The 25698-nt window shown below is 73.3% G+C and carries 22 protein-coding genes; 16 read left to right on the plus strand and 6 right to left on the minus strand.

Annotated elements, in window-relative coordinates; translation table 11 throughout:
* Window positions 1-197: 197 nt before the first annotated feature.
* The 3 genes from ACEZDE_RS24340 to ACEZDE_RS24350 all read left to right on the plus strand — a co-directional run bounded on the left by ACEZDE_RS24340 (window position 198) and on the right by ACEZDE_RS24350 (window position 3036).
* Window positions 198-1289 (plus strand): substrate-binding domain-containing protein, encoded by a 1092-nt coding sequence (locus ACEZDE_RS24340; RefSeq protein WP_380539588.1) that lies wholly within the window; start codon window positions 198-200, stop codon window positions 1287-1289.
* Between the two features lie 209 nt (window positions 1290-1498).
* Window positions 1499-2506, plus strand: coding sequence for a hydroxyacid dehydrogenase (locus tag ACEZDE_RS24345; protein WP_380539591.1), 1008 nt, complete (start codon window positions 1499-1501; stop codon window positions 2504-2506).
* Between the two features lie 41 nt (window positions 2507-2547).
* A complete protein-coding gene (locus tag ACEZDE_RS24350) occupies window positions 2548-3036 on the plus strand; it encodes a gluconokinase (protein ID WP_380539780.1) in 489 nt (162 codons plus the stop codon).
* A 33-nt stretch (window positions 3037-3069) separates the two neighbouring features.
* Here ACEZDE_RS24350 and ACEZDE_RS24355 read toward each other — a convergent pair whose 3' ends face one another.
* A complete protein-coding gene (locus ACEZDE_RS24355) occupies window positions 3070-3507 on the minus strand; it encodes an SRPBCC family protein (protein WP_380539594.1) in 438 nt (145 codons plus the stop codon).
* Window positions 3508-3642: 135 nt separating this feature from the next.
* Here ACEZDE_RS24355 and ACEZDE_RS24360 point away from each other — a divergent pair, with 135 nt between their 5' ends.
* Both ACEZDE_RS24360 and ACEZDE_RS24365 read left to right on the plus strand, forming a co-directional pair.
* Complete coding sequence (locus tag ACEZDE_RS24360) at window positions 3643-4554, plus strand: class I SAM-dependent methyltransferase (protein WP_380539599.1); 912 nt, start codon at window positions 3643-3645, stop codon at window positions 4552-4554.
* A complete protein-coding gene (locus ACEZDE_RS24365) occupies window positions 4551-5108 on the plus strand; it encodes an NUDIX hydrolase (protein ID WP_380539602.1) in 558 nt (185 codons plus the stop codon). Before ACEZDE_RS24360 ends, ACEZDE_RS24365 begins: the two co-directional genes overlap by 4 nt.
* Before the next feature lie 6 nt (window positions 5109-5114).
* Here the strand turns inward: ACEZDE_RS24365 and ACEZDE_RS24370 are convergent, their stop codons facing one another.
* Window positions 5115-6245 carry a DUF4037 domain-containing protein gene (locus ACEZDE_RS24370; RefSeq protein WP_380539605.1) on the minus strand — a complete coding sequence of 377 codons (1131 nt, stop codon included), beginning with the start codon at window positions 6243-6245 and terminating at the stop codon, window positions 5115-5117.
* 408 nt (window positions 6246-6653) lie between these two features.
* Between ACEZDE_RS24370 and ACEZDE_RS24375 the strand changes: the two genes are divergently transcribed.
* The 9 genes from ACEZDE_RS24375 to ACEZDE_RS24415 all read left to right on the plus strand — a co-directional run bounded on the left by ACEZDE_RS24375 (window position 6654) and on the right by ACEZDE_RS24415 (window position 17771).
* Window positions 6654-8384 carry a 3-hydroxyacyl-CoA dehydrogenase family protein gene (locus tag ACEZDE_RS24375; RefSeq protein ID WP_380539783.1) on the plus strand — a complete coding sequence of 577 codons (1731 nt, stop codon included), beginning with the start codon at window positions 6654-6656 and terminating at the stop codon, window positions 8382-8384.
* Between the two features lie 41 nt (window positions 8385-8425).
* Window positions 8426-9334, plus strand: coding sequence for a TetR family transcriptional regulator (locus ACEZDE_RS24380; RefSeq protein WP_380539608.1), 909 nt, complete (start codon window positions 8426-8428; stop codon window positions 9332-9334).
* A gap of 371 nt (window positions 9335-9705) precedes the next feature.
* Window positions 9706-11043: a crotonyl-CoA carboxylase/reductase gene (gene ccrA, locus ACEZDE_RS24385; protein WP_380539611.1), complete on the plus strand. Its 1338-nt coding sequence runs from the start codon at window positions 9706-9708 to the stop codon at window positions 11041-11043.
* A 5-nt stretch (window positions 11044-11048) separates the two neighbouring features.
* A complete protein-coding gene (locus ACEZDE_RS24390; RefSeq protein WP_380539614.1) occupies window positions 11049-13076 on the plus strand; it encodes a protein meaA in 2028 nt (675 codons plus the stop codon).
* Window positions 13077-14030 (plus strand): HpcH/HpaI aldolase/citrate lyase family protein, encoded by a 954-nt coding sequence (locus ACEZDE_RS24395; RefSeq protein WP_380539617.1) that lies wholly within the window; start codon window positions 13077-13079, stop codon window positions 14028-14030.
* 29 nt (window positions 14031-14059) lie between these two features.
* Window positions 14060-14563, plus strand: a complete 504-nt coding sequence (locus ACEZDE_RS24400; protein ID WP_380539620.1) for a MaoC family dehydratase — start codon at window positions 14060-14062, stop codon at window positions 14561-14563.
* Window positions 14564-14641: 78 nt separating this feature from the next.
* On the plus strand, window positions 14642-15844 hold the full coding sequence (locus ACEZDE_RS24405; RefSeq protein WP_380539623.1) for an acyl-CoA dehydrogenase family protein: 1203 nt from the start codon (window positions 14642-14644) through the stop codon (window positions 15842-15844).
* A gap of 417 nt (window positions 15845-16261) precedes the next feature.
* Window positions 16262-16915 (plus strand): phosphatidylserine decarboxylase, encoded by a 654-nt coding sequence (locus ACEZDE_RS24410; RefSeq protein ID WP_380539626.1) that lies wholly within the window; start codon window positions 16262-16264, stop codon window positions 16913-16915.
* Window positions 16902-17771 carry a CDP-alcohol phosphatidyltransferase family protein gene (locus ACEZDE_RS24415; RefSeq protein ID WP_380539629.1) on the plus strand — a complete coding sequence of 290 codons (870 nt, stop codon included), beginning with the start codon at window positions 16902-16904 and terminating at the stop codon, window positions 17769-17771. Before ACEZDE_RS24410 ends, ACEZDE_RS24415 begins: the two co-directional genes overlap by 14 nt.
* 132 nt (window positions 17772-17903) lie before the next feature.
* Here ACEZDE_RS24415 and ACEZDE_RS24420 read toward each other — a convergent pair whose 3' ends face one another.
* Entirely contained in the window at window positions 17904-19490 is a 1587-nt protein-coding gene (locus ACEZDE_RS24420; protein ID WP_380539632.1) for an MFS transporter, read from the minus strand.
* Window positions 19491-19575: 85 nt separating this feature from the next.
* Here ACEZDE_RS24420 and ACEZDE_RS24425 point away from each other — a divergent pair, with 85 nt between their 5' ends.
* A complete protein-coding gene (locus ACEZDE_RS24425) occupies window positions 19576-20577 on the plus strand; it encodes an Lrp/AsnC family transcriptional regulator (protein WP_380539635.1) in 1002 nt (333 codons plus the stop codon).
* 30 nt (window positions 20578-20607) lie between these two features.
* On the opposite strand, the gene ACEZDE_RS24430 is transcribed toward ACEZDE_RS24425, so the two are convergent.
* The 3 genes from ACEZDE_RS24430 to ACEZDE_RS24440 form a co-directional block, all read right to left on the minus strand.
* Complete coding sequence (locus ACEZDE_RS24430; RefSeq protein WP_380539638.1) at window positions 20608-21105, minus strand: MarR family winged helix-turn-helix transcriptional regulator; 498 nt, start codon at window positions 21103-21105, stop codon at window positions 20608-20610.
* Between the two features lie 96 nt (window positions 21106-21201).
* Window positions 21202-22734, minus strand: coding sequence for a hypothetical protein (locus ACEZDE_RS24435; protein WP_380539640.1), 1533 nt, complete (start codon window positions 22732-22734; stop codon window positions 21202-21204).
* Between the two features lie 87 nt (window positions 22735-22821).
* The gene (locus ACEZDE_RS24440; RefSeq protein ID WP_380539786.1) at window positions 22822-23958 is read right to left on the minus strand and encodes an alpha/beta hydrolase; all 1137 of its coding nucleotides are present in this window, start codon (window positions 23956-23958) and stop codon (window positions 22822-22824) included.
* A gap of 205 nt (window positions 23959-24163) precedes the next feature.
* On the opposite strand from ACEZDE_RS24440, the gene ACEZDE_RS24445 reads away from it, so the two are divergent.
* Window positions 24164-25615: an NAD(P)/FAD-dependent oxidoreductase gene (locus ACEZDE_RS24445; protein WP_380539643.1), complete on the plus strand. Its 1452-nt coding sequence runs from the start codon at window positions 24164-24166 to the stop codon at window positions 25613-25615.
* Window positions 25616-25698: the final 83 nt, after the last annotated feature.

Raw genomic sequence — 25698 nt, forward strand, 5'->3', positions numbered from 1 at the left:
CGCCAAGTCGATAAATTGCGAAACACGCATCGGTCGCCGCGGCGCCGAATTCACTCTCCCGGGAATTTCTTCGGAGAAATGTTCCCCCGGCTCCGGGTCGCCGGGGGTTGTCCACAGGTTTCCGCCAGAACCGATCAGAACCCTCCAGGATCTGCTAGCTTCCACCACGGGGTGGCGGACGTCCGAGGGAGGGGAACGTGCTCGCACGACAACGGCACGACTACGTGCTGGAGCAGCTGCGCGTCCACGGCGCGGTCCGGCTGGCCGACGTGGTCAGCGGTCTCGGCGTCTCGGAGGGGACGGTCCGCCGCGACCTGGAGCTGCTGGAGCGGCAGGGGCGGCTGACCCGGGTCCGCGGCGGCGCGGTGCCGCCCGGCGCGGCGGCGGCCGGGGGCGGCTGGGGCGCGCTGCCGGTCGCCGGGGTCGAGGGCATGGCCATCGGGATGCTGGCGCCCTCGGCGACGTACTACTTCCCCGAGGTGATCCGCGGGGCGCAGAGCGCGGCCGGGCGGTCCGGGGTCCGGCTGGTGCTGAGCGTCACCGACTACGACGCCGACCGCGACCTCGGCCAGCTCCGCGACCTGGTCAGCTCGGGCAGCGACGGCCTGCTGGTCGCCACCTCGTCCGGGCCGGTGCTCCCGGAGCCGGTCAGGGAGCTGCTGGACGCGTCCGGGCTGCCGTACGTGCTGGTCGAGCGGCGCTCGGCGGAGGCCTTCGACCACGCCGAGTGCGTGCTCAGCGACCACCGCCAGGGGGCGTACCAGGCCGTGGAGTACCTGGCCGGGCTCGGCCACCGCGGCGTCGCCCTGCTCACCGCCCGCACCCCGACCGCGCCCGCGGTGACCGAGGGCCACGCCGAGGCGGTGCGGCGGTTCGGTCTCGACACGGCGGCGCCGGTGCTGGCCTTCGAGCCCGGCGCGGACCGGCTGGAGTCGGTCGACGCCTTCATCCACGCCTGCCGCGCTTCCGGCGCGGGCGCGGCGCTGGTGCACTCCGACCAGGAGGCGGTGCTGATGGTGCAGCGGCTGCGCGGGCACGGGGTCCGGGTCCCGGAGGAGTTGTCGGTGATCGCCTACGACGACGAGGTCGCCGCCTTCGCGGAGGTCCCGCTGACGGCGGTCGCCCCCGCCAAGTTCGAGGTCGGCGCCACGGCGGCGACCGCCCTGCTCGAACGCCTGAGCGGGGTTCCGGGCCTGCCGGTCCGGCAGACGGTGCTGCACCCACGGCTCGTCGTCAGGGACTCCAGCACGGCCCCGGCCGGCGCCCCGCAGGCGGCAGGCACCCGATGACCCCTCCCCCTGCCGACCGACCCGCCACCGACGTCGCAGCGCCCGCCGCACCCACCGCTGCCGGAACCCCCGCCCCCGCCCCTACCTCCGCCTCCGCTCCTGCGCCTGCCCCCGTCTCCGCCGCCGCCCTCGTCCCTGCCCTTGCCCCCGCCTCCGCTCCTACTCCCGCCCCCGCAGGGGGACGCCCCCGCCCGCGCGCGGTGTTGGCGATGCGGTCGGCCGTGGCCGCGGCGATCTTCGACGCCGAGTCCCGCCGCCGCCTGGGCGAGCTGGTCGACCTCGGCCCCACCTCAGCCCCCGCCCCCTCCCCCCTCCCCGTCTTCGACGACCTCGGGACCCCCGCCGCCAGAACCGCCCTGGCCACCGCGGAGGTGCTGGTCACCGGCTGGGGCTGCCCCCCGCTGGACGAGTCGGTACTCGCCGCCGCCCCGCGGCTCCGCGCCGTCGTACACACCGCCGGATCGGTCAAGGGCCATGTCACCGAGGCCTGCTGGCAGCGCGGCATCCAGGTGACCTCGGCCGCCGCCGCCAACGCGGTCCCGGTCGCCGAATTCACCCTGGCCGCGATCCTCTTCGCCAACAAACGCGTGCTGCCCGCCAGGGACGGCTACCGCAGGGTCCGCGACGGCGCCGCCGACTGGCACGCCCGGCTGGCCACCGCGGGCAACTACCGCCGCAGGACCGGCATCCTGGGCGCGTCCAGAATCGGTCGCCGGGTGATCGGGCTGCTGCAGCCCTTCGACCTGGAGGTGCTGGTCAGCGACCCGTTCCTGGCCCCGGACGAGGCAGCCGCGCTCGGCGCCGAGCCGGTCCCGCTGCCGGAGCTGTTCCGCGGCTCCGACGTGGTCAGCGTGCACGCGCCGTGGCTGCCCAGCACCGAGGGCCTGGTCTCACGCGCCCTGCTGGCGTCCATGCCGGACGGCGCGACCCTGGTCAACACGGCCAGGGGCGCACTGGTCGACCAGCGGGCGCTGGAACAGGAGCTGGTCTCCGGGCGGCTGAACGCCGTCCTCGACGTGACCTCGCCCGAGGTGCTGCCGGCCGGCTCCCCGCTCTACGACCTGCCGAATGTGCTGCTCACCCCGCACATCGCCGGATCGATGGGCAACGAGCTGCGCCGGATGGCCGACTACGCCCTGGACGAGCTGGAACGCTGGACCGAGGGGATACCCTTCCTCGACCCGATCCGCCACGACACCTGGGACCGCATCGCGTGAACACCGAACCGCCCCTGCCCCCACCCCTGTGCGTCGTGGTGATGGGCGTCTCCGGCGTCGGCAAGACCACGGTCGCCGTCCGGCTGGCCGAGCGCCTCGCCCTGCCCTACGCCGAGGCCGACGACTTCCACCCGGCCGCCAGCATCGCCAAGATGCGCGCCGGAACGCCACTGGACGACGCCGACCGCGAGCCCTGGCTGCTGGCCCTGGGCGGGTGGCTGGGCGAGCGGGCCGAGGACGGCAGCGGCGGCGTGGTCACCTGCTCCGCGCTCAAGCGCCGCTACCGCGACACGCTGCGCGCCGCCTGCCCCGGCGTCCGCTTCGTGCACCTGTCCGGCAGCCGCGAGCTGATCGCCGAGCGGCTCGACGGCCGCAGCGGCCACTTCATGCCCGCGTCGCTGCTGGAGTCCCAGTTCGCCACGCTGGAGCCGCTCACCCCGGACGAGCACGGGGTGGTCCTGGACGTCGGCCAGGACCCCGAACACCTGGTCACCGAAGCCGCCCGGCTCCTCGGCCCGCGTCCCACCTGAACCGCCGTCCCGGCCACCCCGGCCGACCGCAGGTCAGACCGCTGCGGCCAGATTCGCCAGCAGCTGGTCGTGGATCCGGTTGTAGCCCTTCGGCGCGAAGGTCCGCTCGAAGAACCCGCCGATGCCGCCCGCGCCGTTCCAGGTCGCCTCGACCACGGCCTTGGCCTTGCCCGCACCGGCCGGGGTCACCGTCCAGGTGACCACCAGGCTGGAGTTGGCGTCGGTCTCCACCAGCCGGCCCGGCGACGGCTCGGTCACCGTGAACAGGCAGTCCCGCACCCGGCTCTCGGTGGCCTGGAGCTTCCAGTGCACCACCGTCCCGGCGCCCTTGCCGCCCTCGCGCACCTCGTACTCGCTGTACTGCGCGGGCAGCAGCCCCTCGCGGGAGTTCTGATAGTCGGCCAGCGCGTCGAAGACCTGCTCCGGCGAGGCGTCGTAGACCCGCTCGGTGACCGCGTGGACCTGACCCATGGTGGTGCTCCTCCTTCGTCGGTGCGCGCTCGTGTTGCGCGTACGCGTCCAAGCCAACCACCGGCAGCCGCACCGGCCAAACCCGGGGCGCCCCGGGCCGGCCTCCCGGCCGACCGCCTCTGCGAGGATGTCGCCATGACGACGACCTGGGACGCCACCGCCTTCGACGCCTTCGAACGCCGGAACTGGACCGGGCGCAGTGAGGCCTACCGGTCCGGCTTCGCCCGGATGACCGCCCGCACCGTCGCCCCGCTGCTGGACGCGGCGGGCGTCGGCCCGGGGACGAGGGTGCTGGACGTCGGCACCGGGCCCGGTGTGGTCGCCGCCGTCGCACTGGCCAGGGGCGCCGCGGTCACCGCCGTGGACGCCTCCCCGGAGATGGCCGCGCACGCGGCGAAGGCCTGCCCCGAGGCGGACGTCCGGGTCGCGGTGCTGCCGGAACTTCCCTTCCCCGACTGCTCGTTCGACGCGGTGGTGGGCAACTTCGTGATCAACCACCTGGGTGACCCGGCAGCCGGCCTGGTCGAGCTGCGCCGGGTGCTGCGTCCCGGCGGACTGCTGGCGCTGACCTGCTGGGAACGGGTCGCCATGCGCGCCACCGCGGTCTTCGGCGAAGCCGTCGCCGCCTCCGGCATCCCCTACCCGCCGGACCTGCCCTCGTCCGGGCCGTTCCTGGCCGACGCGGAGCCGGAGGGCCGCGCCGAGGCCTTCGCCGCGCTACTCGCCGACGCCGGGCTGGCCGGGGCATCCGCCGAGCGGATCGCCTGGCTGCACCGGGTGGACCCGGACGCCTGGTGGCACGCGGTGGTCGCGGGCACCCCGCTGACCGGGGCACTGATCGCCCGTCAGGGCCCGGCCACCGCCGCCGCCGTCAAGGCCCACTACGACCGCCTGGTCGCCCCCTACGCCGAGCCCCTGGCCGAGCCGGGCCCGAACGGCACGGGCGCGGGCCCGGACGGCGCGGGGGACGGCACCGGCTCCGGTCCGGTCGCCCTCCCCGCGGTCGCGATCCTGGCCACCGGCCACCGCCCCGCCGTGCTTGGATGACCCCCGTGGACAGCTCAGCGGGACAGCCCCTCAGCAGCGACGAACTGCTGGACATCGTGGACGCCGAGGACCGCGTCACCGGCCAGGCGCGGCGCGGCGACGCCTACGCCCGGCGGCTGCGGCACCGCTGCGTGTTCATCCTCGCCCGCGACGCCGAGGACCGGATCTTCGTCCACCGCCGCACCGCCGGGAAGCTGGTCTTCCCCTCCCTGCACGACATGTTCGTCGGCGGCGTGGTCGGCGCCGGTGAGAGCTACGACGACGCCGCCAAGCGGGAGGCCGAGGAGGAGCTGGGCGTCGGCGGGCTGGCCCCGACCCCGCTGTTCCGCTTCCTCTACGAGTCCGACGAGCACAGCTGGTGGTCCGCCGTCTACACGGCCAGGGTCACCGGGCCGGTCCGGCCCCAGGTCGAAGAGGTGGCCTGGCACGACTTCCTGACCGAGGACCAGCTGACGGAGCGTCTGGCCGACTGGTCCTGGGTCCCGGACGGCCTCGCCGCCTGGCACCGGCTCACCCTCTGGCGCGCCACCCCGTCGGACCAGGCCGGGGCCTAGCGGGGCCTAGCCGCCGAGCGCCGCGCGGGTCAGCGCCCGGCAGCGGACGGAGTCGCCCAGGGCGTCCGTGCTGTCGGTGAACTGGTCGACGGCGCCCAGCCGCGGCAGCGGGGCGACCGCGGGGTCGGTGATGGCGGAGCCCAGCGCCTCGGTGAAGCGTCCGGCGTCGACGACCGGGAACGGGCGGTCGAAGTAGGGGCGGACGGCGGGGTCGACCGGGGCGCAGAGCCCGAGCCGGTTCTGCCAGGCCCCGGCCAGCGAGCAGGCGGCGGCGAGCGCCCGGCCGCGCTCGGCGAAGGCGTCGGCGGCCAGCGCGGTGCGCAGTTCGGCGGCGATCGGCGCGGCCTCGGCGTCCGGGATCCGGGCGAAGGCGGTGCCGAGCCACTTGCTGTAGGGGGCGTACCGGCGGGCCAGCAGCAGGCACAGCCGCAGCACCTCGCGGGTCAGCCGGGCGGCGACCACCCGGCTGCCGAGGTCGTCGCCGACCTCGGCGGTGCGGCCGGTGAAGGCCTCCTCCTGGGCGATCCGCAGCCACTGGGCGGCCAGCAGGTGCCGCCAGACGTCGTCCGGGTACCAGGCCAGCGCGGCCCGCGCGGCGGTGAGCCGGCCGGGGCCGTCGTGGTAGACCGCCCCGGCGGTGACCTCCAGCAGCCGCTGGCCCGGGGTGGCCAGCCAGTCGAGCAGGCCCACCCCGGCTGACCCGTCCCCGCCCAGAGGGTCGAAACCCAGCGGGTCGAAACCCAGGGCGCCGGTGAGCCACTCCCCCGGCTCGACCACCTCCACCCGGTGGTCCACCGGTCCGTCCGTCGGGGTCATCACCCGGATCCGCGCGCCGGGCGGCGCGAAGTGGGTGGGCCAGCCGTGCACGGCCTTGGGCAGCTGCTCGGAGAGCAGCCCGCGGATGGCGTCCCCGTGCGCGGCGAGGTCCTCCGCGCCCAGGAAGATCTGGAGCCGCGGGCCCCAGTCGTGGTCGGGCGAGCGCTCGGTGTCGAAGCCCAGCACCTCGGAGCCGCCGCCGATCCGTGCCGCCGCGTGCGGCAGTCCGGGGTGGGCGCGGTCCAGGATCGGACGGACGGCCTCGGTGTAGAGCAGCCCGCAGAGCTCCAGGCCCGGCATGAAGATCCCCGTGGACGTCATACGAGTGAACCTAACCGGGCCGGCCGCGACCCGCGCGTGGTTTTCCGCACAGTCCTTCCTACCAACTGGTAATACGGGTATGGTGGCGCGACCAACCCAGTCCGCGTCGGGAGCCGCAGCGACGGGTTCGGTATCTACGCCCCCATTCGGCGACGCATCGTCGGACCGGCCGGGGTGCGGTCTCTTGTCACGTTTCCCACGGCGACCTCAGTCGCGCCGTGTGCTCGCCCCCTTCTCTCTCCGTCTGCCGCCCGCCCGACCTCCGTCCCCGCACGGGTCCGGCCGCGGCGCTCCCCGAGGAGTCCTCCCGTGAACGATCAGACTGAGCCCGGCTCACCCGCCACCACGCCCGCCGCCACCCCTCCGCCGGTCGCCTTCCCCGTCGTCGCCGTCGTCGGCCTGGGCACCATGGGCGCCGGCATCGCCGAGATCACCGCGCGCAGCGGCCGGCGGGTGATCGGCGTCGAGCGGGACGCCGCCGCGGCCGAGGCCGCGCTGCGGCGGATCGAGGAGTCGACCGCGCACTCGGTCGAGCGCTCCCGGATCAGCGCCGACGAACGCGCCGCGCTGCTGGCCCGGATCAGCGTCACCCACGAGCTGGCCGCCGTGGCCGCCGCGCAGCTGGTGATCGAGGAGCTCCCGGAGGAGCTGGAGCTGAAGCGCGAGCTGTTCGCCGAGCTGGACCGGATCTGCCCGGCGGAGACGGTCCTGGCCACCGGCACCACCGCGCTGTCGGTGACCCGGATCGCCGCGGCGACCGCGCGCCCGGAGCGGGTGGTCGGGCTGCACTTCTTCAACCCGGCCCCGGTGATGGAGCTGGTCGAGGTCGTCCGCACCGTGCTGACCAGCGCGGACGTCGCCGAGGCGGCGGCCGGCTTCACCCGTGACCTGGGCAAGTCGCCGGTCGCGGCGGGCGACCGGCCCGGCTTCATCGTGAACGGGCTGCTGTTCGCCTACCTCAACCAGGCCGCCGCGATGTTCGAGTCCCGCTACGCCACCCGGGAGGACATCGACGCGGCCATGCGGCTCGGCTGCGGCCTGCCGATGGGCCCGCTGGCGCTACTGGACCTGATCGGCGTGGACACCGCGAAGACCGTGCTGGAGGCGATGTACGCGCAGTCGCACGACCGGCTGCACGCCCCGGCCCCGATCCTGGGCCAGCTGGCCTCGGCCGGGCTGCTGGGCCGCAAGACCGGGCGCGGCTTCTACACGTACGCCGCCCCGGGTTCGTCCCAGGTGGTGCCGGAGCAGCAGGCGGCAGCGGCCGGGCGGGCGACCGGCCGGACGGTCCGCAGCGTCGGCGTCTGCGGCTCGGGGACGATGGCGACCGGCATCGCCGAGGTGTTCGCCAAGGCCGGGTACGACGTGCTCCTGGTCGCCCGCAGCCAGGAGAAGGCGGACCGGGCGAAGGCCGCCCTGGCGAAGTCGCTGGACCGGATGGTCGCCAAGGGCCGGCTGGCCGAGGCGGACCGGGACGCGGCGCTGGCCCGGGTCACCGGCTCCGGCTCGCTGGACGACCTGGCCGGTGCGGACCTGGTGCTGGAGGCGGTGGCCGAGGACCTGACGGTGAAGCAGGAGCTGTTCGCCGCGCTGGACAAGGTCTGCCGTCCCGGCGTGGTGCTGGCGACCACCACCTCCAGCCTGCCGGTGATCCGCTGCGCCACCGCGACCTCCCGGCCGCGCGACGTGGTCGGGATGCACTTCTTCAACCCGGCCCCGGCGATGCGGCTGGTCGAGGTGGTCAGCACGGTGCTGACGGCCGAGGACGTGACCGCGACGGTGCTGGAGGTCTGCGCGAGCATCCGCAAGCACCCGGTGGAGTGCGGCGACCGGGCCGGGTTCATCGTCAATGCGCTGCTGTTCCCCTACCTCAACGACGCGGTCCGGATGGTCGAGGAGCACTACGCCTCGGTCGACGACGTGGACACCGCGATGCGGCTGGGCTGCGGCTACCCGATGGGCCCGTTCGCGCTGCTGGACGTGGTCGGCCTGGACGTCTCGCTGACGATCGAGAAGGTGCTGCACGGCGAGTTCCGGGAACCGGGCCTGGCGCCCGCGCCGCTGCTGGAGCACCTGGTGGCGGCGGGCTGCCTGGGCCGCAAGACGGGGCGCGGCTTCCGCGACCACGCGCGCGGGTGACCGCGCCCGTGCGGACCCCGGCTGCGTGTAGCGTTCGGCCCATGAGCGGGGCAGAAACACAGGCCACAGCAGCGGCACCGGCCGAACCGGCGGGCCCGGGTCCGCGGAAGGTGACGGCGCAGCGCCAGCAGATGCGCCAGGACCTGGCCGCGGCGGCGATGGAGCTGTTCGCCAACCAGGGCTACGAGGAGACGACGGTCGATCAGATCGCCGCCGCCGCGGGCGTGGCCAGGCGCACCTTCTTCCGCTACTTCCGGTCCAAGGAGGAGGCGATCTTCCCGGACCACGACGACACCCTGATCCGGGTGGCCGACCTGCTGGCCGGGGCGGATCCGGCCGAGCACCCGTTGGACGTGGTCTGCCGGGGCATCAAGGAGGTGCTGCGGATGTACGCGGCCACCCCCGGCGTCTCGGTGGCCCGCTACCGGCTGATCCGGCAGGTGCCGACGCTGCGCGAGCGCGAGATCGCGGTGGTGGCCCGCTACGAGCGGCTGTTCACCCGCTACCTGCTGGGCCGGTTCGACACCGCGGGGCAGAGCGCGGGCGGCTGGGAGCGCGGCGTCGGCGACGACGCGATGCTCTCCGAGGTGTCCGCGGCGGCCGTGGTCGCGGCGCACAACCACGTGCTGCGGCGCTGGCTGCGCTCGGGCGGCAACGGCGAAGTGGAGCCGCAGCTCGACCACGCGTTCGAGGTGATCCGGCGGACCTTCTGGGCCGGCGCCTCCCAGGCCCAGGAGCAGGCCCAAGGGCAGGAGCAGGGACGGCCGCCCACGCTGACACCGAATGTGGCACGCAGTGCCATCAACGGCTCGGCGGAGACCCTGGGCAGCGCCGTGGAGAGCGCGGTGAGCGCCACTCCCTCCGGCGAGGTGCTGATCACCGTGGCCCGCACCGACGCCCCGCTGGACGAGGTGCTGCAGAGCATCAAGCTGGCACTGGGCGCCACGTAAGGTCATTTACGCAGGTCAGAGAACAATTAACAGGCCCATCCCGGCGCGTCGGGATGGGCCTGCGGTTTTCTCGGGGTAGATGTTGCGACGTGATGACGCTCACGTGTCCCCTGGAGAAAATCATGGCACGCAGTGTCTTTACGACTGGCACCGCGTGCCAGTACGTTGTTACCCACTGGTCGCGGCGCCGCGGCTCCCCATCCCGGCGCGCCATGCCCAGGGTCGCGCGACACCCCTGCGCGAGCGCTGTAGGACTGAGACAGCCAGCCCGCACTCCACCACAAAACTCCCGTCCATCACCGGTGTCCGTTCCCGGTGCCCCCCATCAGACGTCCCCGTACCCCTCAGCGGGGAAGCCGTCGGAGGCAGCCATGAAGGAAATCCTCGAAGCGATCACCAGCGGCGACGCGAGCCCGGCCGATTTCGCCGCGCTCGACGTCCCCGAGTCCTACCGGGCGGTCACGCTCCACAAGGACGAGGAGCAGATGTTCGCGGGGCAGGAAAGCCGCGACAAGGACCCGCGCAAGTCCCTGCACCTGGACGACGTCGCCGTGCCGGAACTCGGCCCTGGCGAGGCCCTGGTCGCGGTGATGGCCAGCTCGGTCAACTACAACACCGTGTGGAGCTCGCTGTTCGAGCCGGTCTCCACCTTCGGCTTCCTGGAGCGCTACGGCCGGCTCTCGCCCGAGAGCGCCCGGCACGACCTGCCGTACCACGTCCTCGGCTCCGACCTGGCCGGGGTGGTGCTGCGGACCGGCCCCGGCGTGCACGCCTGGAAGCCGGGCGACGAGGTCGTCGCGCACTGCCTGAGCGTGGAGCTGGAGTCCCCGGACGGCCACAACGACACGATGATGGACCCGGAGCAGCGGATCTGGGGCTTCGAGACCAACTTCGGCGGCCTGGCCGAGCTCGCACTGGTGAAGTCCAACCAGCTGATGCCCAAGCCGGCCCACCTCACCTGGGAGGAGGCCGCCTCGCCGGGCCTGGTGAACTCCACCGCCTACCGGCAGCTGGTCTCCCGCAACGGCGCCGGGATGAAGCAGGGGGACAACGTCCTGATCTGGGGCGCCAGCGGCGGCCTGGGCTCGTACGCCACCCAGTACGCGCTGGCCGGCGGCGCGACGCCGATCTGCGTGGTCTCCAACGACGCCAAGGCGGACATCTGCCGGGCGATGGGCGCCGAGGCGATCATCGACCGCAGCGCCGAGGGGTACAAGTTCTGGAAGGACGAGCACAACCAGGACCCGCGCGAGTGGAAGCGACTGGGCGGCAGGATCCGGGAACTGACCGGCGGTGAGGACGTGGACATCGTCTTCGAGCACCCGGGCCGGGAGACCTTCGGCGCCAGCGTGTACGTCACCCGCAAGGGCGGCACCATCGTCACCTGCGCGTCCACCAGCGGCTTCATGCACCAGTACGACAACCGCTACCTGTGGATGTCGCTGAAGCGGATCGTCGGCTCGCACTTCGCCAACTACCGCGAGGCCTGGGAGGCCAACCGGCTGATCGCCAAGGGGAAGATCCACCCGACGCTGTCGAAGACCTACCGGCTGGAGGACACCGGCCAGGCCGCGCTGGACGTGCACCACAACAAGCACCAGGGCAAGGTCGGCGTGCTCTGCCTGGCCCCGCAGGAGGGCATGGGCGTCCGCGACCCCGAGCTGCGGGCCAAGCACCTGCCGGCCATCAACCGCTTCCGGGGTGAGTGAGAACCATGGCTGAGCGGGACCGCCCCTGGCTGATGCGGACGTACGCCGGACACTCGTCCGCGTCCGCCTCCAACGCGCTCTACCGGAAGAACCTGGCGAAGGGTCAGACCGGCCTCTCGGTCGCCTTCGACCTGCCGACGCAGACCGGCTACGACCCCGACCACGTGCTGGCCAAGGGCGAGGTCGGCCGGGTCGGCGTCCCGGTCGGCCACCTCGGCGACATGCGGGCGCTGTTCGACGGCATCCCGCTGGAGCGCACCAACACCTCCATGACCATCAACGCCACGGCCATGTGGCTGCTGGCGATGTACCAGGTCGTCGCGGAGGAGCAGGGCGCGGACATCGCCAAGCTCACCGGCACCACCCAGAACGACATCATCAAGGAGTACCTGTCCCGCGGGACGCATGTCTTCCCGCCGGGGCCCAGCATCCGGCTCACCACCGACATGATCGCCTACACCGTGGCGAACATCCCCAAGTGGAACCCGATCAACATCTGCAGCTACCACCTCCAGGAGGCCGGGGCCACCCCGGTCCAGGAGCTGGCGTTCGCGATGTGCACCGCCATCGCGGTGCTGGACGCGGTCCGCGACAGCGGGCAGGTCGCGCCGGAGCAGATGGGCGAGGTGGTGGCCCGGATCTCCTTCTTCGTCAACGCGGGCGTCCGCTTCGTCGAGGAGATGTGCAAGCTCCGCGCCTTCGGCCGGATCTGGGACGCCGTCACCCGCGAGCGCTACGGCATCACGGACGCCAAGCAGCGCCGCTTCCGGTACGGGGTCCAGGTCAACTCGCTGGGGCTGACCGAGGCGCAGCCGGAGAACAACGTCCAGCGGATCGTGCTGGAGATGCTGGCGGTGACGCTGTCCAAGGACGCGCGGGCCCGTGCCGTCCAGCTCCCGGCCTGGAACGAGGCGCTGGGCCTGCCCCGGCCCTGGGACCAGCAGTGGTCGCTGCGGATCCAGCAGGTGCTGGCCTACGAGTCGGACCTGCTGGAGTACGGCGACCTGTTCGACGGCAGCCATGTGGTCGAGGCCAAGGTCCAGGAGCTGGTGTCCGGGGCCGAGGCGGAGATCGAGAAGGTGCTCGGCATGGGCGGGGTCACCCCCGCCGTGGAGACCGGCTACCTCAAGGCCGCGCTGGTCGGCTCGCACGCCGAGCGCCGGGCCAGGATCGAGTCCGGCCAGGACAAGGTGGTCGGCGTCAACTGCTTCGAGACCACCGAGCCCAGCCCGCTCACCGCCGACCTGGACACCGCGATCATGCAGGTGGACCCGGACTCGGAGCGCGCGGTGGTCGAGGCCTTCGCCGGCTGGCGCGAGCAGCGGGACGAGGAGGCCGCGCAGGCGGCCCTCGCCGAGCTGAAGCGGCAGGCCGCGACCGGGGCCAACCTGATGCCGCCGACCCTGGACTGCGTCCGGGCCGGGGTCACCACCGGGGAGTGGTCCTTCGCGCTGCGCGACGTGTTCGGCGAGTACCGCGCCCCCACCGGGGTCGGCGGCGCGCCGATCACCGGCGCCCTGGAGGGCGAGAGCGGCGCGGAGCTGCTCGCCGTCCGCGAGGCGGTGCGGGCCACCGCCGAGGACATCGGCGCGGGCCGGCTGCGGCTGCTGGTCGGCAAGCCGGGCCTGGACGGCCACTCCAACGGCGCCGAGCAGATCGCGGTACGGGCCCGCGACGCCGGGTTCGAAGTGGTCTACCAGGGCATCCGGCTGACGCCGGAACAGATCACCTCGGCCGCCGTGGCCGAGGACGTGCACTGCGTCGGCCTGTCGATCCTCTCCGGCGCTCATGCCGAGCTGGTCCCTGACGTGCTGCGGCGGCTGCGCCGGGCCGGGGTGGAGGACGTCCCGGTGATCGTCGGCGGGATCATCCCGTCGGCGGACGAGCAGGAGCTGCTGGCGCAGGGCGTCGCCGCCGTGTTCACCCCGAAGGACTTCGGTATCACCCACATCATCGGCCGTATCGTCGACGAGATCCGTCGTGCCCACGGACTGGCCCCCATGTCCGCCCTCAAGGAAGAGACCCTCCGCTAAATGACAGTCAACCGCCTCCGCCCCCGCCGCTCCTGCCTGGCCGTGCCCGGCAGCAACCCGCGCTTCCTGGAGAAGGCCCAGGGCCTCCCCGCCGACCAGGTGTTCCTGGACCTGGAGGACGCCTGCGCGCCGCTCGCCAAGGAGGGCGCCCGGCACACCATCGTGGACGCGCTGAACCAGGGCGACTGGAGCGGGAAGACCCGGGTGGTCCGGGTCAACGACTGGACCACCCACTGGACCTACCGTGACGTGGTCACCGTGGTCGAGGGCGCGGGCCAGAACCTGGACTGCATCATGCTGCCCAAGGTCCAGGACGCCCAGCAGATCGTCGCGCTGGACCTGCTGCTGACCCAGATCGAGAAGACCATGGGCTTCGAGGTCGGGAAGATCGGCATCGAGGCGCAGATCGAGAACGCCAAGGGCCTGGTCAACGTGGACGCCATCGCGGGCGCCTCGCCGCGGATGGAGACCGTCGTCTTCGGCCCGGCCGACTTCATGGCGTCCATCAACATGAAGACCCTGGTCGTCGGCGAGCAGCCGCCCGGCTACGGCGCGGACGCGTACCACTACATCCTGATGCGCATCCTGATGGCCGCCCGGATGCACGACCTGCAGGCGATCGACGGCCCGTACCTGCAGATCCGCAACGTGGACGGCTACCGCGAGGTCGCCGGGCGCTCGGCGGCGCTGGGCTTCGACGGCAAGTGGGTGCTGCACCCCGGCCAGGTCGACGCCGCCAACGAGGTCTTCTCGCCCTCGCAGGAGGACTACGACCACGCCGAGCTGATCCTGGACGCCTACGACTGGTGCACCTCGGAGGCCGGCGGCAAGAAGGGCTCGGCGATGCTCGGCGACGAGATGATCGACGAGGCCAGCCGGAAGATGGCGCTGGTCATCGCAGGCAAGGGACGCGCGGCGGGCATGCAGCGCACCTCCAAGTTCGAACACCCCTAATCCCTGAGAAGCACGGAGGCCTGACCACCATGCAGTTCGGACGCACCTTCGAGGAGTTCGAGGTCGGCGCGGTCTACAAGCACTGGCCCGGAAAGACCGTCACCGAGTACGACGACCACCTCTTCTGCCTGCTCACCATGAACCACCACCCGCTGCACCTGGACGGCAACTACGCCGGGAAGACCACCGACTTCGGAAAGAACGTCGTGGTCGGCAACTACGTCTACTCGCTGCTGCTGGGCATGTCGGTGCCGGACGTCTCGGGCAAGGCCATCGCCAACCTGGAGGTCGAGTCGCTGCGGCACATCGCGCCGACCTTCCACGGCGACACCATCTACGGCGAGACCGTGGTGCTGGACAAGACGCCGTCGAAGTCCAAGGCGGACCGGGGCATCGTCCACGTCGAGACCAAGGGCTACAAGCAGGACGGCACCGTCGTCTGCGTGTTCCGGCGCAAGGTGATGGTGCCGACCGCGACGTACATCAAGGAGCGCGGCGGGGAGCAGCCCGGCCGTCCCGAGCCGCTCTCGTAACTCCCCCACCAGCCGGGTGCCCCGCGGGTTCACTGCCACGACCCGCGGGGCCCCTTCTCCCTCCCCCAGGAGCACGTCATGGGACGCCTCGCTCAGACCGACGGCCTCACCGAGATCCAGCAGGACATCCTCAGCACGGTTCGCGCCTTCGTCGACAAGGAGATCATCCCGGTCGCCACCGAACTGGAGCACCGGGACGAGTACCCCGCCGCCATCGTCGAGGGGATGAAGGAGATGGGCCTGTTCGGGCTCATGATCCCGGAGGAGTACGGCGGCCTCGGCGAGTCCCTGCTCACCTACGCGCTGGTGGTGGAGGAGATCGCCCGTGGCTGGATGTCGGTGTCCGGCATCGTCAACACCCACTTCATCGTCGCCTACATGATCGCCCAGCACGGCACCCAGGCGCAGAAGGACCACTTCCTGCCGCGGATGGCCACCGGCGAGGTCCGCGGCGCGTTCTCGATGTCGGAGCCGGGCCTCGGCTCGGACGTGTCGGCGATCCGCACCAAGGCGGTCAGGGACGGCGACGACTACGTCATCAACGGGCAGAAGATGTGGCTGACCAACGGCGGCACGTCCACCCTGGTCGCGGTGCTGTGCAAGACCGACGAGGGCGGCAGCTCCCCGTACAAGAACATGACCACCTTCCTGATCGAGAAGACCCCCGGCTTCGGCCCCAACGCGACCGTGCCGGGGCTGACCGTCCCCGGCAAGATCGAGAAGATGGGCTACAAGGGCGTCGACACCACCGAACTGGTCCTGGAGGACGTCCGGATCCCGGCGGACATGGTGCTCGGCGGGGACAGCGGGCGCGGTTTCTACCAGATGATGGACGGGGTCGAGGTGGGCCGGGTGAACGTGGCCGCCCGCGGCTGCGGGGTCGCCCAGCGGGCCTTCGAGCTGGGCATCCGCTACGCCCAGCAGCGCAGCACCTTCGGCAAGAAGATCGCCGAGCACCAGGCGATCCAGTTCAAGCTGTCGGAGATGGCGACCAAGGTCGAGGCGGCGCACCAGATGATGGTGATGGCCGCCCGGAAGAAGGACTCCGGCGAGCGCAACGACCTGGAGGCGGGCATGGCCAAATACCTCGCCTCGGAGTTCTGCAAGGAGGTCGTCGAGGACTCGTTCCGGATCCACGGCGGCTACGGCTTCTCCAAGGAGTACGAGATCGAGCGGCTCTACCGGGAGGCCCCGATGCTGCTGATCGGCGAGGGCACCGCGGAGATCCAAAAGATGATCATCGGCCGCCGGCTGCTGGAGGACTACCGCCTGGGCGAGTGAGCGGGCGGGGCGGGCGGGATTCGGCCGAAGCTACGGGTTTCGGCCGTTTTTCGCATTCCCCCGGCGGACCGGGGGGCAGCGTGCTCCAAAACCCGCCCCTTTCCCGCGCCACCCGCCCCCGCAGCCGCCGCGCGGGCCGCCCGCACGCCTCTGACCACCCCTGAGAGAGTCGTCACCGTTACGCCGAAACCCTTGGCCGGCGGGGGTCTCCGGCTCTACGTTCGTACATAAGGGGCACGGACGTGGGTGCACTCCCACCTACTCGGAGGTTGCCTTGTGGGCGCCCGCTGCCGATAGCATCCCCCTTGGACAGTTACGTCCCCGAACCCCTCGATCACGCGGCACCCCCTCGCGCGGTCACCTACGCCGGTACCCTCGGCGTCAACCGTTCCCGGGCCCCCGCGACAAAGGTCTTCGATGCCCCTCAGTCCGTCCCAACGATCTGCGAGCCGTCCCCGTGTCACGCTGGCACGCGGCGCCTCGCCCTGGCTCGTTCCCACGGTGCTCACCGCCGCCGCCTGCTCCGCCCTCACCCGGCGCAGCGGCAGGTGGGCCCTCGCGGCGGTTCCCGCCACGGCGCTGAGCGCGGGAATGCTGTGGTTCTTCCGCGACCCCGAGCGGACCGTCACCGAGGCGCGGGTGATCTCCCCCGCCGACGGCGTGGTGCAGAGCATCGACGCCTGGCCGGACGGCCGCACCCGGGTCGCGGTCTTCATGAGCCCGCTGAACGTGCACGTCAACCGCGCCCCGCTGGCCGGCACGGTGACCTCGGTGGAGCACGTGGCCGGCGGCTTCGTGCCGGCCTTCAACAAGGACAGCGACCGCAACGAGCGCGTGGTCTGGCACTTCGACACCGAGCTCGGCGACATCGAGATGGTCCAGATCGCCGGGGCCGTCGCGCGCCGCATCATTCCGTACCTGCCCGAGGGCGCCAAGGTCGAGCAGGGCGAGCGGATCGGCCTGATCCGCTTCGGTTCGAGGGTCGACACCTACCTCCCCGCGGGCGTGGAGCCCGGCGTCGAGGTCGGGCAGAAGACCACGGCTGGGGTGACTCGTCTTGACCGTGACTGATCCCGAGACCGTGCAGGACACCGACGAGGACGGCGACGGCAGCGCCCGCAGGCTCCGCTGGGCCCGCGACCGCGAGCTGTTCACCCCGCGCACCCCGCAGCACCTGTCCACCGCGGACATGTTCACCCTGGGCAACGCGGTCTGCGGCTTCCTGGCGATCTACTGCACCACCACCGGCGTGCTGATCCCGCACCTCACCGGCGTCGCCACCAGCGGCGACCGGCGCAGCGCGGCGACCGCGGTCACGCTGCTGCTGATCGGCTCGATGTTCGACCTGTTCGACGGCCTGGTGGCGCGCAAGCTGCGCTCCTCCGCGCTGGGCGCCGAGCTGGACAACCTCGCCGACCTGATCAGCTTCGGCATCGCCCCGGCGTACTTCGTCGTGGTCTGGGGCATGGTCGCGGACGGGGGCCACCAGCAGGTGGCGGCCGGAATCGCGATCATGGTGCTGCTCGCGGTGGTGCTGCGGCTGGCGCGCTTCTCCTGCACCACGATGCGTCCGGGCGTGTTCCAGGGGATGCCCTGCCCGATGGGCGCGCTCACGGTGATCTCGATCGTGCTGCTCAACCCGCCGTTCGTGCCCGCCGTGATCGGCATCGTCGCCGTCGCCGCGCTCATGGTCAGCCGGGTCGAGTACCCCAAGCCGCACGGCGCGCTGGCCACCGCGACGCTGTGCTGGATCGTGGTCAGCATGGGCTGCCTGGCGGCCTGGGCGACCGGGGTCCCCGGCGGCGCGGCGCTGCTCAAGGTCGGCGCGACGCTGCAGGTGACGCTGGCGCTGATGGCCCCGCTGATGGTGCTGCGCCGCAAGGTCGGCGACGTCCGCGCCCGCCGCGCGGAGTCCCGCACCGGCTGACGCCCCGCGGGCCGGCTCGTGGTCGTTTGCCCGAAGGCCCCTGGTGACCTGCTGAGCAGGTCACCAGGGGCCTTCGGCGTGCCCGGGTGCCGGGGGGCCGGGGCGGGCCTTCCCGCCCCGGGAGGGGCACCCTCAGTGGGCCGGGGACGCCTCCGCCGTGACTACGGGCTCGGCCGGGGCCGCCCGCTCCCACGAGGCCGGCTCGCCCCTGCGGACCAGGGCGAGGACGATCAGCCCGGCCACGATCCCGGTGCCGCCCGCGATCAGGTAGACCCGGTCGAGCCCGGCCGCGAAGGAGGCGTGCACCAGCTGGTGCACCGCCGCCGCCTTGTCGGCCGGGACGGACGCCAGCACCGCCTGGGCCCGGCCCCCGCTCAGCGCCGACGCGGCCCCGTGCGGGTCGGCCAGGTGGCCGTTCACCGTGACGTAGTCCTGGATCCGGTTGGCGAACACCGTCCCGAGCACCGCGATCCCCAGCGCGTAGCCGAGCTGGCGACCGGTGTTGACCACACCGCTGGCCATGCCGACCCGCTCGCGCGGGACCGTGGCCAGGGCCGCCGACATCATGATCGGGGTCGCCATCCCGACGCCCACGCCGCTGACGATCAGGCCGGGCAGCACCGCGGTCCACGAGGAGCCGGCCGAGACCAGCGTCATCAGCAGCACGCCCGCGCCGATCAGGATCAGGCCCAGCCCGATCGGGATCTGCGGAGCCGCCCTGCCGAACAGCCGAGCGCTGTTTCCGGCCACCACGAACGCGGCCAGCGCCAGCGGGCAGCAGACCAGCCCGGCCTGGATCGGGCTGAGCGCCAGCACCGACTGCAGCCAGATCGAGGTGTAGGTGAGGTGGGCGAACGCGGCGGCGTTCAGCAGCAGCGCCGCCGCGGTCAGCCCGACGAAGCTGCGGTTGCGGAGCAGCCCCAGGTCCAGCAGCGGGTTGCCGCTGCGCAGCTCGACCAGGGCGAAGGCCAGCAGCGCGACCACGGCGAGCGCGAGCGAGCCGAGCACGGTGGAGCTGCCCCAGCCCTTGTCCGCGCTCTCGATCAGGCCGTAGACCAGCGCGCCGGAGAAGACAGTGAAGGTGACCGCACCGGCGTAGTCCAGCCGGCCGGTGGGGCGGCCCCGGTCGTCCTTGAGGTGACGCACGGTCATGTAGAGGGCGGCCGCCGCGATCGGCAGGTTGACGAAGAAGATGGCACGCCAGTTGATCTCGTCGGTCAGCAGCCCGCCGAGGACCGGTCCGACCGCCGCGGCGCCGCCGCTGACGGCGCCCCAGATCCCGAACGCGGTGCCGCGGTCGCGGCCCTGGTAGGCGGCGTTCAGCAGCGAGGTGGTGGAGGTCAGCATGGCCGCGCCGCCGACGCCCTGCGCGGCGCGGGCGGCTATCAGCGTCCCGGCGTTGGGGGCGAGGCCGCAGGCCAGCGAGGCGAGGGCGAAGACGACCAGGCCGAACAGGTACAGCTTGCGGTGGCCGAGCCGGTCGCCCAGCGCGCCCACCACCATCAGCAGGGCGGCCAGCACCAGCGCGTACATGTCCACCACCCACTGCAGGGAGGTGAACGAGGAGTGCAGGTCGGAGGCCATCTGCGGGAGGGCCACGTTCACGATGCTGACGTCCACCAGCAGCATGAAGGTGCCGAGGCAGATGGCGGTCAGCGGAATCCATTTGCCCCTGGGGCGGTCCGGTGTCGGAGACGAGGTGTCTGGCGCGGTGTTCATGCGGTTGATCCTGCCGTGCGGGGGCGGAATCCACGCAGCCGGGGCGGTGAATCCGACGCGATCCGACATCTCGTACCCTGGAGTGGTGAAATCCCGCGTGTACGACACCGTCGACCGACAGCTGGTGCATGCCCTGCAACTGGACGGGCGGGCTCCGTTCAGCCGGATCGGCGAGGCCCTCGGCGTCTCCGACCAGACCGTCGCCCGCCACTACGCCAGGATGCGCGGCGAGGGCGCGCTGCGGGTGCTGGGGCTGACCAGCCCGGCCGCGCTGGGCGAGACCCAGTGGATCATCCGGGTGCAGTGCACCCCGGACGCCGCCGCGTCGGTCGCCGAGGCGCTGGCCCGGCGGGACGACACCTCCTGGGTCAGCCTCAGCTCCGGCGGCACCGAGATCAACTGCATGACCCGGGCCGAGAGCGGCCAGAACGGCAACAGCCTGCTGCTGCAACGGCTGCCGCGGACCCCCAGCGTGGTCGCGGTGACCGCCTACTGCGTCCTGCACATCTACTTCGGCGGCGCGCTGAGCCTGGTCAACAAGACCGACACGCTGACCCCCGAGCAGGCCGCGCTGCTGCTGCCGGACCCGCCGCCGCCGATGGTGACCGAGGCGGTCGCGGTCGAGCTGGACGAGGCCGACCACCGGATGCTGGCGCTGCTGGAACGGGACGGCAGGACCGGCCTCGCCGAACTCGCCGACGCGAGCGGACGCTCGCAGAGCTCGGTCCGGCGGCGGATGAACGAGCTGCAGGCCAAGGGGGTGCTCTACTTCGACGTCAACTTCGGCCGGCGGATCTTCGGCCTGGACAACGCGGTGCTGCTGTGGCTGTCGGTCTCCCCGGGCCAGCTGGCCGAGACCGGCCGGGCCATCGCCGAGCACCCGGAGGTCGCCTTCGTCTGCGCCACGACCGGGCCCAGCAATCTGCACGCGGTGGTGATCTGCCCGGACATCCCGTCCCTGTACACCTACCTGACCACCCGGATCGCGGCGCTGGACGCCGTCCGGCAGCTGGAGACCACCCCGGTGCTGCGCCGGGTCAAGGCCGCCGCGTCGCTGCCCCAGCCGGCCGCCGTCCGCGGCGGCTGAGGCCCTGGGCGGCTCAACCGCCCCGACGGCTCAGCCCAGCGGCGGCAGTGCCTCCAGGGCGTGGGCGCCGAGCTCGTCCAGCCCGGACACCACCGCCGCGGCGCGCTCCGGCCGCAGCACGCCGAAGACATGGCGGTCCAGCTCGTCGGCGTGCCGCCGGGCGGCCTCGACCAGCTTGGCCGAGCCCGCCCCGGTCAGCGTCACCACGTGCACCCGCCTGTCCTCGGCCGAGCGGTCCCGGCAGACCAGGCCCGCCTCGATCATCCGGTCGATCAGCCGGGTCGCCCCGCCGCTGGTCAGCACCAGCCGCCGGGACAGGTCGCCCATCGGCGCGCCGTCCGGTTTGGCCGCGAGCAGCAGCAGCACCTCGAACATCGGGTGGCTGAGCCCGCTCTCGTGCTCCATCACCGACCCGAGCAGCCGTTCCAGCCGGCTGACCGCCGTCAGCACCACCCCGAACGCCTGGATCCGCTCGTCCTCGACCGCGTCCGCGACGGTGTCGATCCGCCGGTGCTCCCCCGCCGCCATACCGCGCCCCTCCCTGCCGACCTGTCATGCTCCGTCCCACGGTAACCGCAGCGGGCGGTCGGCGGCGGTCCGGTGCCGGTCAGGTCGCCGCAGGTGTCAGCGACCGCCCTCGTGGACGCTGAAGGCGCTGCGGCGGGCGGCGCGGGCCACGCCGGGGTCGGGGTGGGCCGAGGCCACCGCGGCGAGGACCTGGCCGGCCCGGGGGTGGCCGATCCGGCGGGCCAGCGCGAAGAGGCGGTTGGGGTCGCCGTCCGCCGCGCCCTGGACGTGCCGGACCAGCATCGCGGTGTCGCCGTGTTCGAGCACCGCCGCGCCGGTGTCGACCCAGAGCCAGGCGGCGTCGTCCCGGCCGAGGACGTCCGAGGGCAGCACCCCCTCGTCGTTCTGCTCGGCCAGCCACAGCAGCGCGTACGGGCGCAGCATCGGCTCCTCGGTGCAGTCGCGGACGGCGGGCTCGGCCGGGTGACCGGCCACCCGCAGCGCCTCGAAGGCCAGGCCGCGCAGCAGCGCGTCCTCGCCGCGGGCGACCGCGAGCAGGTCGGCGACGGCGCTCTCGGCCTGCCGGGCGGCCAGCCAGGCCCGGTACTCGGCGCGGGCCGGGCCCGGGGAGTAGCGGGCGCAGGCGGTGAGCAGTTCCAGCGCAGACTGCTCGATGTGGCCGGCCGCGGTCTGCGCGACCGTGCAGATCTCCTCCAGCTTGGCCCGCACCGCCCAGTGGCCGAGCGGGGTGAGGTCGGCGCAGACGTCCTGCTCCGGGCCGACGTCGCGGCGGACCAGGGCGCCGACGGCGGCGAAGCCCTCCAGCATCCAGTCCAGCACCCCGGCCACCTCGGCGGTGCCGGGGGTCAGCGTGAGCGCCAGCGCGCTGTCGCCGCGGACCGCGGAGACCGCCCAGGCGGCGTGCGGGACCGGGGCGCCGAGGGCGGGGTGCACTCCCCCGTGCCACTGCTCCTCCAGGCCGCGGCGGAGCAGTTCCAGCAGTTCGGTCAGCGGCACCGGGCCGTCCACCAGGTGCAGGAAGGACAGGAGTTGCGGGGCGTGGTCGACGGCGAGCCCGGCCAGCGAGGTCAGCGCCCGGTCCGGGACCGGGACCAGCAGCGTCCAGGCGTCGAACAGCGCCGCCCAGCCGCGCAGCACCGCCTCGTCGTCGTGCTCCCAGGCGTGCAGCCGCCAACCGGGGCCCGCGCCGCTGCCGCGGAGTTCGACCAGGCCGGTGAGCCGGGCCCGCTCCCAGGCGGCGTTGGTGGCGTCACGGGTCATCGCCAGCGCGCGCCCGGCGTCGACGGCGTCGCCTTCGAGCAGGTCGCCGCGGCGGTCGACATTGGGGAGTTCGCCGGCCCAGCGGGCGATCCGCACCGCGTCGGCGAGCAGCCGCCGGGCGAGCGGGGAGAGCTGGGCGGGCCCCGGCAGCCCCGCGGGGGGCGTGCGGCGGGCCTGCGCGCCGGCCCGCTGGGGAGTGCCCGGCGCGGCGGCACGGGGCTGCGGGCGGGCGGCGGAGGGCAGCCGGGTGACCCTCGCGGGCGCACCCTGCGGTCGGCCGTCGGAGCCGGGTTGGCCGGCGCCGACGAGGTCGGGTCGGCCAGAAATCTCGGATCGGCCAGTACGGTCACGCGAATTCCGGGACGTCACGCCGTGCAGTCTTCCCCGTCATTGGGGCACTTGTCACATCCTCAGGCGCGGCGGCCCCTCACCGGTCCCGGAATGGTGACGGATGGGTCACAGGAGAGGGGTGAGGAACCGGCTCAGGGTCCGCTCGTAGCGGTCCTGGTCGGTGTTCCACAGCGCGGCGTGCTCGGCGTCCCGGAACTCCTCGTACAGCACCAGGTCCTCCCGGCGGGCGGCCAGCTGGCGGGCGTGGCCGACCGGGGACACCGTGTCGTCGGCGCTGTGCAGCAGCAGCACCGGCGCGGTCAGGCCCTCGCCGAGCCCGATCCGGTCGTAGACGTGCGGGTCGACCTCGACCCGGCCGGCCGCGGCGCGCACGCCCAACTCGGCCAGCGGGGCCGGGACCCCGCGCCGGGTGGCCTGCCGGCGCACGGTGCCGCGCCAGTCCAGCACCGGCGAGTCCAGCACCAGGCCGCACACCGCCGCCCGGGAGGCCGAGCGGACGGCGGCCTGCAGCGCCATGGTCGCGCCGACCGACCAGCCGAACAGCACGATCCGGCGGGCGCCGTTCTCCCCCGCGAACCGGATCGCGGCGTCGACGTCGGGCCACTCCCCGGCGCCGAGCCGGCCCAGGCCATCCGGGGAGCGCGGCGCGCCCCGGTCGTTGCGGTAGGTCACCGCCAGCACCGGCACCCTGAGCCGGTCGAACAGCGGGAGCAGCGGCAGCACCTGGCCCCGGTCCGCGCCGATGCCGTGCACCGCGATCAGGCACAGGTCGCGGGCGCCGGGCAGGAACCAGGCCGGCATCGGGCCGAGGTCGCCCTGGATGTCGAACTCGTCGAACTCGAGGCCCAGCGCGGTCCGCGGGTCGCCGTCGAACAGCAGCGGGGTGATCCGGACCGTGTCGCCCACGGCGAGCCGCCCCGCGCCCACCGCCGCGACCGGCTCCAGTGCGCGGACCACGGTCTGCGACGTCCCGCCGACCACCTCGCCGACGGCCGCCCGCCCGCCGTCCCACTCCAGCGCGTAGCGGCCGGGGCGCTGGGACTCCCAGGAGCGGGTCAGCTCGACCCGTCCGCCGCCCACGGCGTGCACCTTGAGGCCGCCCGCCGCCGCCGGGGCCGGGCCGCGCGGACGGACCGCGAAGTCCGAGGCGACCCGTCCGGCGACCAGGGCCGCGGCCGCCGCCCCGAGCGCGGCCGAACCGGCTCCGAGGGCGGTCACCGTCGCTGCTCGTCCCCAACGCATGTCGCTCCCCACCGTCGCCGCCTCGGCACGCACCTGCCCGTTCCGCTCCATCCCACGGCCGCGGGCCTCGGTCCGCCAGTGGTGCGCGTCCATCCGACGGAGTGTCCGACTCGCCGCGACACACCTGACAGGGTGTTCATTGCCGCTGGTCCGGGGCGTGGGTAGCGTGCCAGGCACCATTCCCGGCTCGGAAGCAGGTCCCCCCGTGGGCACCACCGCCACTGCCAACGGCAGTGTCTCGTTCTGGTACTCCGCCATCGGTCTCCCGGAGCCGCGGCCCGCGCTGGACGGTTCGGCCGAGGCCGACGTCTGCGTGGTGGGCGGCGGCTACACCGGCCTGTGGACCGCCTACTACCTGAAGAAGGCCGTCCCGGGCCTCCGCGTCACCGTCCTCGAACAGCGGTTCTGCGGCTACGGCGCGTCCGGGCGGAACGGCGGCTGGCTCTACAACGGCTTCGCCGGGCGCGGGGTGTTCGCCCGGAAATACGGCAGGCCCGGCGCGATCGCGATGCAGCGGGCGATGGACGCCTCGGTGGACGAGGTGATCGCCGTCTGCGCGGCCGAGGGCATCGAGGCCGACATCGCCAGGGGCGGGGTGATGGAGGTCGCCAGGACGCCCGCGCAGGTGCGGCGGCTCAAGGCCTACGTGGAGCAGGAGCACTCCTTCGGCGAGACCGACCAGGTCCTGCTGAGCGCCGCCGAGGCGGCCGAACGGATCGACGTGGCCGGGGCGCTGGGCGGCAGTTGGACCCCGCACGGGGCCCGGATCCAGCCCGCCAAGCTGGCCCGGGGCCTGGCCCGGGTGGTCGAGGCGATGGGCGTGACCGTCCACGAGGGCACCACCGTCACCGCCGTCCTGCCCGGACGGCCCGGGAAGGACGGCGGACCGGGCGCCCCGGCCAGGGCGGTGACCGACCGCGGCACGGTGTCGGCCCGGTTCGTGCTGCGGGCCACCGAGGGCTTCACCGCGGCGCTGCGCGGCGAGAAGCGGTCCTGGCTGCCGATGAACTCCTCGATGGTGGTCACCGAGCCGCTCCCGGCCGCGTTCTGGGACGCGGCGGGCTGGTCCGGACGGGAGGTGCTGGGCGACATGGCGCACGCCTACATGTACGCGCAGCGCACCGCGGACGACCGGATCGCGCTGGGCGGACGCGGCGTCCCGTACCGCTTCGGCTCGCGGACGGACAGCGACGGGACCACGGCCCAGCGGACCGTGGACCAGCTGCGCGCGATCCTGGTGGACTTCTTCCCGGGCGCGGCCGAGGCCAGGATCGACCACGCCTGGTCCGGAGTGCTCGGGGTGCCCAGGGACTGGTGCTCGACCGTGGACCTGGACCGGGCCACCGGCCTCGGCCTGGCCGGCGGCTACGTCGGCAGCGGGGTCACCACCACCAACCTGGCCGGACGCACCCTGCGCGACCTGGTGCTCCGTGAGTTGGGCGAGAGTGGTGGCGGGAGCGGCGGCGCGGACACCGGCCTGACCCGGCTGCCCTGGGTCGGCCACCGGGTCCGCGCCTGGGAGCCCGAGCCGCTGCGCTGGATCGGCGTGCACGGCATGTACGCGGCCTACCACGCCGCCGACCGGCAGGAGCGCGGCGGCCGGGCCGCCACCTCGCCCATCGCCAGGGCCGCTGACCTGGTCTCCGGGCGGCACTGACGCTCCGCAGTCGGCTCCGGACACTCCGAGATGCGGATCGACCGACTCTGACCCACCCTGGAAGCCGGGGGAAGTCGGATATC

It is taken from the genome of Streptacidiphilus cavernicola (assembly GCF_042510955.1).
In the GTDB taxonomy this organism is placed as follows: Bacteria; Actinomycetota; Actinomycetes; order Streptomycetales; family Streptomycetaceae; genus Streptacidiphilus; species Streptacidiphilus cavernicola.